This window comes from Bifidobacterium sp. ESL0732 (assembly GCF_029395535.1).
GTDB lineage: Bacteria > Actinomycetota > Actinomycetes > Actinomycetales > Bifidobacteriaceae > Bifidobacterium.
On sequence record NZ_CP113920.1, the window covers coordinates 2,320,406 to 2,333,398 of the forward strand.

The 12,993-nt window shown below is 53.9% G+C and carries 12 protein-coding genes and 1 tRNA gene; 5 read left to right on the plus strand and 8 right to left on the minus strand.

The genetic code is table 11. The features are described from left to right. Positions 1-356 precede the first annotated feature (356 nt). On the plus strand, positions 357-1,379 hold the full coding sequence (locus OZX70_RS08735; protein WP_277180829.1) for a nitroreductase family protein: 1,023 nt from the start codon (positions 357-359) through the stop codon (positions 1,377-1,379). 310 nt (positions 1,380-1,689) lie between these two features. Beyond that, positions 1,690-1,772 (plus strand) — tRNA-Leu (locus OZX70_RS08740). A gap of 108 nt (positions 1,773-1,880) precedes the next feature. Here OZX70_RS08740 and OZX70_RS08745 read toward each other — a convergent pair. From OZX70_RS08745 to OZX70_RS08755, 3 genes are all read right to left on the minus strand, one after another. Next, positions 1,881-2,216, minus strand: coding sequence for a type II toxin-antitoxin system RelE/ParE family toxin (locus OZX70_RS08745; protein ID WP_277180831.1), 336 nt, complete (start codon positions 2,214-2,216; stop codon positions 1,881-1,883). Between the two features lie 2 nt (positions 2,217-2,218). Further along, positions 2,219-2,524 (minus strand): type II toxin-antitoxin system Phd/YefM family antitoxin, encoded by a 306-nt coding sequence (locus OZX70_RS08750; RefSeq protein ID WP_277180833.1) that lies wholly within the window; start codon positions 2,522-2,524, stop codon positions 2,219-2,221. 380 nt (positions 2,525-2,904) lie between these two features. Beyond that, on the minus strand, positions 2,905-4,212 hold the full coding sequence (locus OZX70_RS08755; protein ID WP_277180835.1) for an MFS transporter: 1,308 nt from the start codon (positions 4,210-4,212) through the stop codon (positions 2,905-2,907). A 180-nt stretch (positions 4,213-4,392) separates the two neighbouring features. Between OZX70_RS08755 and OZX70_RS08760 the strand changes: the two genes are divergently transcribed. Next, a complete protein-coding gene (locus OZX70_RS08760; RefSeq protein WP_277180838.1) occupies positions 4,393-6,531 on the plus strand; it encodes an alpha-galactosidase in 2,139 nt (712 codons plus the stop codon). A gap of 113 nt (positions 6,532-6,644) precedes the next feature. Next, a complete protein-coding gene (locus OZX70_RS08765) occupies positions 6,645-7,640 on the plus strand; it encodes a LacI family DNA-binding transcriptional regulator (RefSeq protein WP_277180840.1) in 996 nt (331 codons plus the stop codon). A 255-nt stretch (positions 7,641-7,895) separates the two neighbouring features. Here OZX70_RS08765 and OZX70_RS08770 read toward each other — a convergent pair whose 3' ends face one another. The 3 genes from OZX70_RS08770 to OZX70_RS08780 all read right to left on the minus strand — a co-directional run bounded on the left by OZX70_RS08770 (position 7,896) and on the right by OZX70_RS08780 (position 9,218). Further along, a complete protein-coding gene (locus OZX70_RS08770; RefSeq protein ID WP_277180841.1) occupies positions 7,896-8,177 on the minus strand; it encodes a type II toxin-antitoxin system RelE/ParE family toxin in 282 nt (93 codons plus the stop codon). Then, positions 8,174-8,425, minus strand: coding sequence for an antitoxin (locus OZX70_RS08775; RefSeq protein ID WP_277180843.1), 252 nt, complete (start codon positions 8,423-8,425; stop codon positions 8,174-8,176). Before OZX70_RS08775 ends, OZX70_RS08770 begins: the two co-directional genes overlap by 4 nt. Before the next feature lie 217 nt (positions 8,426-8,642). After that, complete coding sequence (locus OZX70_RS08780; RefSeq protein ID WP_277180845.1) at positions 8,643-9,218, minus strand: TIGR00730 family Rossman fold protein; 576 nt, start codon at positions 9,216-9,218, stop codon at positions 8,643-8,645. Between the two features lie 359 nt (positions 9,219-9,577). Between OZX70_RS08780 and OZX70_RS08785 the strand changes: the two genes are divergently transcribed. Then, positions 9,578-10,576: a ketopantoate reductase family protein gene (locus OZX70_RS08785; RefSeq protein ID WP_277182194.1), complete on the plus strand. Its 999-nt coding sequence runs from the start codon at positions 9,578-9,580 to the stop codon at positions 10,574-10,576. 158 nt (positions 10,577-10,734) lie between these two features. Here OZX70_RS08785 and OZX70_RS08790 read toward each other — a convergent pair whose 3' ends face one another. Beyond that, positions 10,735-11,178, minus strand: coding sequence for a DUF3995 domain-containing protein (locus OZX70_RS08790; protein WP_277180847.1), 444 nt, complete (start codon positions 11,176-11,178; stop codon positions 10,735-10,737). A gap of 353 nt (positions 11,179-11,531) precedes the next feature. Further along, positions 11,532-12,743 carry an aminotransferase class I/II-fold pyridoxal phosphate-dependent enzyme gene (locus OZX70_RS08795; RefSeq protein ID WP_277180848.1) on the minus strand — a complete coding sequence of 404 codons (1,212 nt, stop codon included), beginning with the start codon at positions 12,741-12,743 and terminating at the stop codon, positions 11,532-11,534. Positions 12,744-12,993: the final 250 nt, after the last annotated feature.

A 12,993-nucleotide genomic window follows, 5' to 3' on the forward strand; every position in this document is an offset into this window, starting at 1 on the left:
CCGACCACTCTATGCCATTTCTTCTGCCCTGATCAGCGACCGTTTTCTCGCATAATTTCACGCTGATGCTAGAAAACGGTCACTGACGAGCGCTAAACGGCCGTTTTCTCGCATAACTAGAAATAAATGCAAGAAAGCGGTCATTTAGAACAACTGAGCGACCGATTTCTAGCATTTTCATAACGTTATGCAAGAAACCAGCCGCTAGACGCTGCGGCCTGACGGTATCGTTGCTCACGATTCAACACAAGTGTGCTCTTCATCACTTTTCGAGACGAACAGAACGCGCGCAACCGCGCAATCACCGGCCAATCGGTATGATGGAAACGTTCACCGACGACAGGCAGAGGGGCAAAATGGATCTGAACGAGGCGATGACGGAGCGGCATTCCGTACGTATGTATAGTGACGAGCCGGTAAGCAAGGCCCTGCTCGATGACGTCGCCGCCGAAGTCGAGCGCTGCAACGCCTCGTCCGGCCTGCATTTCCAGATGGCATCCGGTCTTGAAGATGCCTTCTGCGGTTACAAAACCCATTACGGTCGCTTTAGCGGCGTTCACAACGCGATTGCTTTGGTCACGAAAATCGACGTCCCCTACGATCTGCACCCGGCAAAGAAGGCTCCGGCGGCTAAAACCAATCCGACTTCAAATGTTGCACAATCTCATACCGCGATGTCTGCGGATTTGCATGTGAACAGTTCAGTCAATCATGCAGGTCAGGCCGACAATTCAGCTACACAACCCAACGACCCGATTCCGCCTGAAGAGGCCGAAATCGAAGAAAAGGTGGGTTATTACGGCGAGCAACTCGCACTAAAACTCGTCCAGCTCGGGCTTGCGACTTCCTGGGCCGTGCTCGACGACGCTGCAACCGGCTGGTGGGAGCTTGAACCCGGCGAGCGTGTGGTGTGGGTTCTCGCCTTCGGCCACCCCGCACGGCCAGGTGCCAAACACCACAGCAAACCGCTGGATTCGCTGTGCTCGCTGCCTGCCAGTCTCGGCGGAAACGGCGAGGTGCCGACTCTTGCCGACGCACCCGAATGGTTCCAGCGCGGTGTCGCTGCGGCCTCCCTCGCGCCGACCTCGTTGAGCCAGCAGCCGTTCCATTTCACGCTTGAGGAGGCTGATTCTACGGTAAACAGCAAAAGTCTGAGCACTTCAGATCCAGCCGCACAAGCCAAAGGCATACCTGATCAAAATGCGGCGAACGATTCCCACTCGGCTGCAGCAGTCAACTCGATGGCATCCAGCGGAAACCTCTTACCTACCGTCAGCGCCCGTGTCACCCCCGGCCTCTTCGCACACGTCGGCTTGGGCTGTGCCAAACGCAACTTCGAAATCGGCGCCGGCAGCAGCAATTTCACCTGGGCAAAGTGACGTTTTAGCTGCTTTTGAACGCAGCCGCTCACGTCACCTGTACACCACACCCTTCAGCTGCTGCGATGAAAATCAGCCTAATGAGCCGAATTTACTGAGTTTACTCGCATGCTCAATCGAACATGCGATGAAAATCAGCCTTTTTACGCCATTTTCTTGATTTTCCTCGCATCTACAACAGTGGAGGCAACGAGCCGAACACGACGGCGGCGGCAATTAGTCCGCCTCCCCCTCTAGCCACGTTCACAACACGCAACGCAACAAACCTCTTGCGCTCGTCGGGGCTGAGCAGTAACCTTATTATTTGTCTGCGAGTATGGCGGAATGGTAGACGCGCTGTCTTCAGGTGGCAGTGAGCGTATGCTCGTGGGGGTTCAACTCCCCCTACTCGCACGAATAAAAGAACCTCGGAAGCGTTAGATTATCAATGTTTCCGAGGATTTTTGATTTTCGGAAACAAGCGGTTTACCCACAAATTGCCGACCGGAGTTTATCTATTCTTTACTTCAGTTGCTTTGATATGTCCCTACGCGCATAAATTACCCGTGCAACCGTCACTTGCCTGGGAGCTTCCTCGATCCAGTAGAAAATCTCATAGTTACCGACAGACTCACGCCGATATTCGTGTATCAATGTTCCCGGAGCTCCATATAACGGCCTTGAATATGGCAACTGCGCCAAGTCCTCAAAGGTCGTATAGAAATTATCGGCGTAACGCAATGCAGCAGAACGATTTTCAAGGCTTTTGGCGATATAAGTGACGATTTGCTCAACGTCACGCAATGCCGATGGAAGAATTTCGACTTTATAGGATCCACTCCGATTCTTAGCCTTCATTGTCAAACCTTCGCAGCAGTTTCATCACCTTCAGACGCACGGTCAATCGCAGATCGCATGGCTCGCAACGCCTCCTTCGGCGAAAAACGTTGATCGGTCATCCCTTCTTCGCGCTCGGCTTCCAGCAGCGCCGAATAGACTTGGCTGTCATATTGCCGGTTCTCATACGCCTCCATGCTCATGACTACCATGTCCCCGAATCCGTTTTTGGTCAGAAACACGGGCTCTTCGCTCTGGTGAACGCTACGGGAAATATCTGCGAAATGATTACGCAGGTCTGAAACCGGCCGAATCTGTTGTGTCGCCATAGGGCACCTCCTCATCAAAATTTTAGCATAATTATGCTAAAATTAAAGCCTAATTAATAAACCGAAAGTATCTGCATATGACAAACCAGTTTATTAAATTACGTTCACGTCTCCAATATCATTGTCGCTAATCCCGACCAACGGAAAAGCCGGCCATCAGCAGAAACTACTGGTGGTCGGCGTGAATATGGTTGTCGCACAATAACCCGCACTGTCTCGCTGTCAATCCGGCAACGCATCTAGGCCATCAAGTCCAAAACTTTGACGGAATCATCGCGAGATGAGGCGACGTATCAAATCCGCCGCCTCATATATCTGCGACGCATACACGCACGAAAGATTCATTGCAATGCAGGTCTTGTAGGCGCTATCGCCCGAAGTCAGGATACGGAACGAATCCGAGTGGCGATGATAGCTCCAATCGCGCAGAAAACGCCCATTGCTAGGAAAATGACCCCGTAATTATGAGTTAGCGATACGATTGCGGCCGCGATTGTCGGTGCAACCGTCTGCGGGCCGGCGTCGGCGAAATTGATGATGCCCAAATCCCTGGCCGCCGTGTCCTTGGAAGGAAGCACGCGAGCCACCAAAGCCTGATCAACGGCGTTGTACGTACCAAATCCAATCCCGATAAAGGCGCACGAAACAAGCAGCGCCGGCCAGGAATGGACAAAGAACATTACAAGAGCCGGGATCACGAACAACAAGGCAGCAGCAATGACGAACATCTTCAGCTTGCCGAGGCTGTCTGACATGAGACCGCCCAATACAGAGCACACCAAGTTGCCGATCGTGATAACCGTGGTCACCACCGCCATGCCCGCCGTCGCGGCCTTTAGCGTGCCATTGCCGTAATGGATGTAGTCCTGAAGCATATACAGCATGTATCCGGTGACGAGGAAGTACGAGCCGATAACGCAGAATCGAGAAGCGAAAGCCAGCCAGAAATCATGGGCTGCGGACGTGAAGAGCACGTCACGGGATTTCCCGCTGCTCTTTTCGGCAGCCTTGGGCTGTTGCGCATCCGAAGCGCTCGACCATTCCTGGCGCTGTTCGGCGGTCAAGTCCTTTGTAGTGAAAGCATAAAGAACAGCCGCCAATGCGCAAATGACGCCGATGACAATATAGGAAATCGTTACGGAATTCACCTTGCCGACGATGATAACGCCTACCGTCATGCCTCCATAGCGAGCAACCCCCATGATGCCGGACATGAGTCCACGACGATTCAGCGGGGTGCGTTCCGGAATGAATGCGCTCAAATTCACCTGAATCGTATTGAGCGGCCACATGCAGACAGCCCACGTCAGTGTCAACATCCAGATTGACGAACTCCATGCCACAGGTAGCAGGAACACGAATGATAGAATGCCGCCAAGCAATATCCACAACTTACGCTTGCCGAACTTGGGATTCGTCTTGTCGGCGATCCATCCGGCAACAGGCTGGGCAATCATCGACGACAGCGCGCCAACGCTTGTCACGATGGCAAGCTGGCCCACGCGGTTGTTTGCGCCGGCGATGTTATTGGCCTGGGTGGCAAGCAACACCTGGAGCACCCCTCCATAGACAATGCACAGTCCCAAATTGGCAAGGACGAACGCGATATACGTCCATAAGCCTGGACTTTGCGGATTGTAAACACTTTCTTTCTCCTCAGACTGAACCAGTTCCGAAGTTGTATCCATGCGAATCTCCTTTGAGTAAGCAACAAATTACAATATGTAACTGATTACATTCACAGTAAAGCAGTAAGCAAAGAATATGTCAAATCGCCGATATTTTGTGTTTCTATCGAAATAAATGTACTATTCTAGAAATGTAACTGATTACATACTAATAAATAGATACCAACGAAGGAGTCTATCTTGACGTCATTGGAACATATCAAATTCGGCAACGACAAGGTGACGTTGTCCATCGCGCACGCCCCCGATATCCCGCCGTATATCGAATATCTGCGTCATGCAGACGGAACATATTCAGACATCACAACATTCCAGAATCCTCAATCGATTGTTCAGCTCGAAATGGATGGGCTGATGCAGGAGAATTTCGGATCGCGTTACTCCGAAACCTACGTGGGCAACGATCTGCGATATGCCAGTCACGAAATCGTAACCGACCACGACAAGTCAACGCTCAATGTGCACATGCGCAGCGAACATTACGGACTTGAAGTAACAGCCACGTTCACGGCTCCCAGCCAAGCTGCGGCGATCCAGGCGTCGGTGACCGTGAAGAACGCCGGCGATGAAGCCCACACGCTGACGGCGGTAAGCACGTGGTCCGCCTACGTGAATCTCGGAAAGAACAATCCCGATTCGTGGGAACTATACACAGCGGTTTCCGACTGGACGGCAGAAAATCGGTGGCGGCACGAAAACATCCGCGACTACGAGCTGGTCAAGCTGCTGAACGTCGATTCGTCATCGCTGACGCAGGGCACACTCTCAGCCACAATCACACCTGCCGGCGCGACCATGACGAGATCTTCGAGCACCAGTAGGTCCACAGGAAGCATCGAACCTGCCGGCGGCCTCGTTGATCGCGAAACAAACGACGCCGTGTTCTGGCAAATCGAAAACAACGGCCCCTGGCTCTACCAGGTTGGCGAGCGCGTCGACGGAGTGTATCTCGACCTTTACGGCCCCACCGATATCGAGCACCACTGGAGCGTTGACCTCAACCCCGGCGACAGCTGGAGCACGGTGACTGGCACGATAGCGGTTTCGGCGCAGGGCTTTGACGGTGCTGTCGACGAAATGACGCAATTCCGTCGCTTCTCCGTACGCAAGCACCCCGACCACGAGCATCTGCCGGTGATTTTCAACGATTACATGAACACCCTCATGGGAGACCCGACAACCGAACGCGAGATTCCGCTGATCGACTCCGCCGCAAAGGCGGGAGCCGAATATTATTGCATCGATTGCGGCTGGTACGACGACAGCGGTGACTGGTGGCCGTCGGTCGGCGAGTGGAACGAATCGAAAACCCGCTTCCCGAACGGCCTGGTCGAGTTGCTGGACCACATTCGAGATAAGGGCATGAAACCTGGCATCTGGCTTGAACCGGAAGCCATCGGAGTCAATAGCCCCATGGCGCAAAAGCTGCCGGAAGCCGCATTCCTGCAAAGAAACGGGCAACGGTTGAAAACCCATATGAGGTACATGCTCGACCTGCGCAACGATGCCGCCGTGGATCATCTGAATGCAGTGGTCGACCGTCTGGTGGGGACACTCGGCATCAGGTTCTTCAAATTCGACTATAACGTGAATACCGGTGCCGGCACCAGCTATGACGCGCCGAGCAGAGGCGAGGGCCAACTAGAGACGTCGAAAGCGTATCTGAAATGGGTTGATTCCCTGCTTGACCGTTACCCGGAACTGACCATCGAAACCTGCTCGTCCGGAGCAATGCGATCCGATTGGGCCACACTTTCGCACAGCCAGTTGCAATCGACGAGCGACCAGCAGGATTATCTGCAATATGCGAATATCGCTGCCGCCGCCCCGCTCATGATGCTTCCCGAGCAATGCGGCAATTGGGCATACCCGAATGAGACGATGACGCTCGCAGAAACTGAATATACGATGCTGTGCGGCATGGTCGGGCGGTTGTATCTCTCCGGCTATCTGACGAAAATGCCTGTAGATCAGTTCGCTCTGGTGTCCAAGGGACTCGATGTCTACAAGAGCATTCGCAAGACCATCAGTACGTCAGTTCCGTTCTGGCCGACCGATGTGCCGCAGTGGCGAGACAACATCGTCACATTCGGACTCAAAGCCGCTGATGGATCAGGACTGCTCGCGGTATGGAACAAGAACCACGATTCCCAAGCCTTCTCCTTGCAACTGCAGGGAGCAAACGCGAACTTCAGCTCCGTTGAGGAAATCTTCGGCGGCAAGGCGACCAGTACTTGGGATGCAAAGCAACAACGTCTCACTATCACGCCCACACAGGCCACGGGTCCGTTCGCCGCACTATTTGCCGTGCGCTACTAAGTAACGGACTCCGCCGCACGGGTGGAGGAGTGCATATATAATCCTTCTCAGGGAAGATGCATTCCAGGAGAAGGATTATATATATGCCTCAAGGCTTCAATGGGTTACCTTCGATGAAGGACGTGGCTCGACTTGCCGGCGTTTCAACGGCGACGGTCTCACGTTATTTCAATAGCCCAGAAAAAGTTAGCGAGCATACCCGCTCAAGGCTCGAAACCGCAATTAATCAGTTGAATTATCAGCCCAATCTCATTGCGCGCGCATTTTCAACAGGCTCGAATCACTGCATCTGCGTATTGACCGACAACACGACACTTCTAGGGTTCTCCAGCGTTCTCGGCAGCATCATGGAACAGGCGAAGCTCTTGGGCTATGCCCTCAATATCACTTTGCTGGAATCGGACCATCCGGCAACGATGCTGGATACCATGCACCAAATCGAGTTAATCAGCCCCGAAGGCTTGATACTGATAGCCTTCGACCAAATCGGTACTGCCGCTTTGCCATATCTGCCAAGCAATATTCCATCAATTGCCATTACACCCGACTTAACGGATACGACTCTCAATCAGATTTCGCTAGCCGCATTTTATGGCGGATATTCGCTTACCACCTATCTTCTTAAACTCGGACATCGTACCGTCTATCACGTCTCGGTTCCTACGAATCAGGGTGGACGAAGCCGTCAGGCCGGGTGGCTTTTGGCCATGCAAGAGCACCATCTCATTGCTCCAGCGCCGATTAAGGCTACATGGAGCCCCACCACGGGGTATCACATTGGCAAGCAGTTAGCCGCAATCGACGACGCAACGGCCATTTTCGTCGGCAATGATGAAATCGCCATCGGCGTCATCGGAGGATTGCAGGACGCCGGCAAGAAGATTCCGGAAGACGTCAGTGTCGTAGGATTCGACGATCATCCTCTTGCCCAAGTCATTGTTCCTCAGCTGACCACCTATCACATGCGCTTCGCCGACGCCGGTAAGCGAGCCATCACATCATTGCATGAACTCATTACCGGTGGGGCGAAAAGCAAGACAGCGGAACCTCTCAAACTCGAATTACGCGGAAACGTGATCCTGCGGAAATCAGCACAGGCGCCGCGCTGATTTTCGTTTGCTGCGGCGACTTAATGGCCTCCCTCATCGGGAATGCACGTTTCTTGCATTGCCATGAAAACCACATTTGGGTTATAGGCTGAAATAATTAATTTCGCCAACATCGCCTTACCGATGATGCCCCGTCATGCTTACGTGGCCAAAAGCAGTTCAGCACCATACGACATATATTCAAAGGCCGCACACAGAGCTCGCACTCTCCCACTGGGTATCCTGCCGTCGTAAACCACAGCTTAGACTACCTTGCTATTGACGGTTCCATTCCTTGTAGACCTGGCTGCGGTGCTGCACGTCCAGCGCGAGGATGACCAGCTCGCCGCGCCTGATGTCGAGAATCACGCGCCAATCGCCAACCCTGTAGCGCCACAGCCCCTTCAACGGGCCGGAAAGCGCTTTGCACGGCTTGGTGGGATCGTCCAGGGACGCGAGCCTGTTCAAATCGCGCAGCACCTGCGCGGCGACCGTTTTGTCGAGTTTCTTCAGCGATTTGAGAAATCTTCTGGTAGCCCTCAGCTCCCACGGGTTCACGCGCCGATGTCCTTACGTTCCAGCCCTAGGTAGCCCAGCGTCTCGTCAAGGCCGTAGGTCGGCAGTGCTCCGTTGCGCGCACGCTCCGCCTCGTCGGCGATGGCGTACTCGTACTCAAGCCGGTCGATGTTGTCCTCCACCGATTCGCGCACGTAGTAGCTCGCGGGCCGGCCCGTCGATGACGAAAGCCGGTCAATGCGCTGCTTGAGGGCCGCAGGGAGCCTCACACTCAATACGTTCGAAGTCATGTAAACATGTATACACCTATGTGCGTTCCTGCGCAAATGAATCAGCGTTCGGCGTCATGCCCTTTGAACACCTCTTAAAGCGTGAGACATGGACCTCCCAAGCTATTTTTCCAGACAACGTACACTTCGACGGTTTGCAAATCTTCCAGATGAACTCTGCGATTTGCCAAACACTATATCTGTGCCACCTACGACAGAGCTGAGCTGGAAGTAAAATTCACTTCCGCTCGGGGAACGTGCGGATTTGCGGGGGCTGGTAGGTGGCGGCGAAACGGGTGATCTCGTCGACCGAATCGGTGACCAGCAGCTTCGCGCGGTCAGCCGCGGTGAGGAAACCGGCCGAGACCATGCTGTCGAACATCTGCGCAAGCGGCTGCCAGTAGCCGTCGAGGTCAAAGAGCACGCAGGGCTTGTTATTCAGACCAATTCGCGACGACGAAAACGCCTCCGCAATCTCCTCGAGCGTGCCGGGGCCGCCCGGAAAAGCGATCAACACATCGCCCAGCTCCATCATGCGGCGCTTGCGCACGTCCATGTCGTCGACGACCTCCATCGTCGTCAGACCCGTGGCGCCGGCGTTGCGGTCGATGAGCATCTGCGGCATGATGCCGTGGACCTTGCCGCCACCGTCGAGCACCGCCTGCGCGACCGTGCCCATCAGCCCGACGCCGCCACCGCCGTAGACCAGCTCGCCGTCGTTTAGCCCGGCGATCCACTTGCCGAGCCGCGCAGCCGCAGCCGCATACTTCGGATCGTTGCCACTAGCCGCGCCGCAATACACCGTGATCTTCATCCCGTTCTCCTTTATCCTTACCTTCATTGACCGCCAAAACATGCTTTATGAGCGTTGTCATGCCCCACATTGCAGCCATTCACGTCTTAATAATACTTACCGCTGATGTCTATTGAACGTCCTGTACATATAACACAGCGAATAATCCAGTAATCTTCCCATCAAAATGCTTCGACCGCTTTATATACCTATCGTCTCAAAACCGCCTCAAAAATCGTCCACGATACGAAACGAAGCCGATAAACCTTTCTCCCGTCACGCATACTGCCAATAAACGGCATTGCCGCATGATGTTGTCCACAAGATTTTGCGGCGCACGCCGCGAAACCCACAAGGGGTAAACGAGAAGGGACAAAATGATGAAATACGGCATCATCGGTGCTGGAGCCATGGGATTCAGGTATGGCGTGCTGCTGCAAGAGCTGGCGCATCAGCCGGTGGATTACGTCGAGATCTGGGAGCCGAATCTCAAGAAGGTCAAGGAACAAGGCGGCGTCTACGTCTCGCGCGACCACGAAAACCGTCACCTCGTCAAAGCCAATATCTATTCGCCCGAGGAGTACGCAGCCAAGGGCGGCAATCCCGACCTCTGGATCATCATGGTCAAGCAGATGGATTTGCAAAACTACCTCACCCGTTGCGCCGACGCCGGCCTTTTCAAGGACCACCAAGTCGTCTTCAGCGCGATGAACGGCTGGGGCCACTTCGAAAAAATCCGCAAATACTTCCCCAAAGAGCGCATCTACGGGGGCACTGCAATGGTCGCGAGCGCCTTCAACGGCCCAGGCGACGTCGATTTCATCGGCAAGCCGGGCGCCGGCACGATGCACATCTGCGCGATGACCGAAGAGGTCACCCCGGTGGAAAAGGAATTCGTTGCCGACCTCGACAAGACCGGTTTCAACCCGCAGATCACCCAGAACTTCCGCGGTACCTGCATGGCCAAGGTCATCTTCAATTCGGTCATCAACTCGCTGTGCACGATGTACCAGATCACCATGGGCCAGTTCGTTTCGTATCCCGGCTACAAGGAAATGGCCACGCAGCTGATCAACGAGGCCTACGACGCGCTCGAACGTTCCGGATTCCAGCCCATCCAGACAGGCGCCGAAGCCATCGAAGAGATCGATTACGTCAGCCGCGTCGCCAACCCGTTGCATTACCCGTCTATGTACCAAGACATGTCGAAGGGCCGCAAGACCGAGGTCGACTACATTAACGGCTACATTGCTCGCGTCGGCCGCGAAAACGACTGCCCCTGCCGCGTCCAGGAATTCCTGACCCACGGAGTCCACGTCGCCGAACTCGCCTTCCAAATCCACAAGAAGGAAGCCGAAGAAGCCACAGCCACAAAGTAACCAGTTTCGATAACAGGGAATCAGCTATTTAAGGCTGACCAAACTCGTTAGCACGTTGAAAGCGACGATTGAGATTCTCAAAACGTCGCTTTCAACGCGTTTTTATATCTGTATGACAAACGACATAGCTAACTTTTATACTCTAAAGACGCAGTCTCCTAGCCGATGAAGACCAAAGCGCCGAGGCTCAGCGCGAAAACGAAGCAAACCGGGGTATATAGCCGCGTATCCCAGTAAGCGAAAACCGTGTCACGTTCGCGCTTGAAGATGCCGACCACATTGGTTTCGCCGATGAAACGGACAAAGAACACGAGCGTTGCCACGCCAAGCAGCACGCGCACGACGATGTTCGGGCTCACCCAGTCCCAAATAAGCAGCGTTATCTGCACCACGAAGCAGAAGACCACACCCCACGCGGCCCAAGCCGGCGGCTGATCCCCTGCCTTGACGTGCATCAGATGCGGCTTGTAGTTGTGCTTGTATGCAGGCAGCACGTATTCGGTCAGTTTCGTCCCGCCGCAAGCCCAGTAAGCGTGCACCGAAAGGATGGCCAGACTCATCACGATATCGAGCACGATAAGGATATGTTTCAGCAATTCCATACGTTCCATGCTATCGTAATCGAAAATTCAGCCCTCTCACTTTCTGTGATGAAGTTGCCAAAACAGTTGAGATACAGCAAAATCATCAATGACTTAAAATCCCACAAACCCTTCTGCCAGCAAGGATTAAAAGAACTCTGCAGCTATCGTTTTCAATCATCACCCATTCACCAACTGTGATAAGTCTTTTGCGATAACACAAGGCGGCTCAAACTTTGCCTCATCAGAGCAGAGTGCACAAATAGTCCGCCAAAATCGGTCTGAAATTGGCGGATTATCGATATCAAAATAGGCCAAGGATGAACAGTTTAGAACACTAGTAGGCGCTCAAAAACCATTCAGCCCCTAAGCATTCAGTCCACGAAAACGTACTTCGACAGCCGCTCCATCGCTTCCTTGACGCGGGAAAGCGGGAGGGCGACGTTCATGCGGATGGCGCACGGGGCCTTGAACTGGCGGCCGTCCTGCACGGCGACGCCGACGTTCCATGCACGCTTTAAGAGCTCGTCGAGCGTGACGTTGTGGTCCTTGCACCAAGCGGAGCAGTCGAGGAAGAGCATGTAGGTGCCCTCGGGGTGACCGAACGTGACCTCCGGGAAATGCTCGGTGAAGTAATCGCATACGTAATCGATATTGCCGGTGAGCACTTGCCTCAGCTCGTCGACCCACTCTTGGCCTTCGGGCTTGTAGGCGCCGATCAGCGCGTGCATCGAGAGCACATTCATGGCGTTGTACTCGGGTTTCATACCCTTCGATGTAACACGGTCACGCAGATACTTGTTGTAGATAATGTGGTACGAACCCACGAGACCGGCCAGATTGAAAGTCTTGCTCGGTGCATACATCGCGGCGACGCGGTTGCGCGCGTCCTCGCTCACCGATTGGGTCGGAATGTGCTTGTGGTCGCCGAGGATGATATCGGACCAAATCTCATCGGAAATGACCACGCAATCGTTTTCGCGATAGACCTCCATCGCCTTTTCGATCTCCCAGCGTTCCCAAACGCGACCGCAAGGATTGTGCGGGCTGCAGAAGACGGCGACGTGGATGTTGTTTTCCTTGAGCTTCTTGTCCATGTCGTCGAAGTCCATACGCCAGATGCCGTTTTCGTCGCGCTTGAGCGGCGAATGGACAATGTGATAGCCGTTGGATTCGATGGCGTTGGTGAAGCCGACGTAGGTCGGGCTATGCAGCAGAACGGAATCACCGGGCGCGGCGAAAGCGGTTACGGTGGAGACGACCCCGCCCAAAACGCCGTTTTCGTAACCGATATCTTCCGGCTTCAGTCCGGTAACACCGTTGCGCGTCCTCTGCCAGTCGATAATCGAATTAAAGTACTCGTCAGTCGGACGGAAGTAGCCGAACGCGGGGTGCTTGGCACGCTCGATAATCGCATCCTGAATCGTAGGAACGGTGGCAAAATTCATATCGGCGATCCACATCGGAATGATGTCGAATCCATCTTTCGGCGCTGCGGGCGCGAACCCAGGCTCCTTGCCTAACCCATCAACCGCGACGGCATCCTTGCCGTGCCTGTCCATAATCGACGTGAAATCGTACTTCATAATCATTCTCCATTCGCATAACGATTAACATTCCTATCGTAAACTCAAAAATCCGTGACACACGAGCACATTCCATACAACAAACAAACTAAATCCGCCACAGACAAGCCACTAAGAGCAGCTCAACGGCCCAAAAACGGCGCGAAAATAAAGAATCACCATTAATAAGCCGCTAATCGACAGCCAGCGGCTCTTTTATGGAGGGGATAAGCACAAACCCGCCACTAATAACCCACTGGATACCAGCAAA

Excerpts from the sequence above, each read along its gene's own strand:
- OZX70_RS08785 (WP_277182194.1), top strand. The coding sequence starts at position 9,578 with ATGAAATACGGCATCATCGGTGCTGGAGCCATGGGATTCAGGTATGGC.
- OZX70_RS08790 (WP_277180847.1), bottom strand. The coding sequence starts at position 11,178 with ATGGAATTGCTGAAACATATCCTTATCGTGCTCGATATCGTGATGAGT.
- OZX70_RS08755 (WP_277180835.1), bottom strand. The coding sequence starts at position 4,212 with ATGGATACAACTTCGGAACTGGTTCAGTCTGAGGAGAAAGAAAGTGTT.
- OZX70_RS08795 (WP_277180848.1), bottom strand. The coding sequence starts at position 12,743 with ATGAAGTACGATTTCACGTCGATTATGGACAGGCACGGCAAGGATGCC.
- OZX70_RS08735 (WP_277180829.1), top strand. The coding sequence starts at position 357 with ATGGATCTGAACGAGGCGATGACGGAGCGGCATTCCGTACGTATGTAT.
- OZX70_RS08745 (WP_277180831.1), bottom strand. The coding sequence starts at position 2,216 with ATGAAGGCTAAGAATCGGAGTGGATCCTATAAAGTCGAAATTCTTCCA.
- OZX70_RS08780 (WP_277180845.1), bottom strand. The coding sequence starts at position 9,218 with ATGAAGATCACGGTGTATTGCGGCGCGGCTAGTGGCAACGATCCGAAG.
- OZX70_RS08775 (WP_277180843.1), bottom strand. The coding sequence starts at position 8,425 with ATGACTTCGAACGTATTGAGTGTGAGGCTCCCTGCGGCCCTCAAGCAG.
- OZX70_RS08750 (WP_277180833.1), bottom strand. The coding sequence starts at position 2,524 with ATGGCGACACAACAGATTCGGCCGGTTTCAGACCTGCGTAATCATTTC.
- OZX70_RS08765 (WP_277180840.1), top strand. The coding sequence starts at position 6,645 with ATGAAGGACGTGGCTCGACTTGCCGGCGTTTCAACGGCGACGGTCTCA.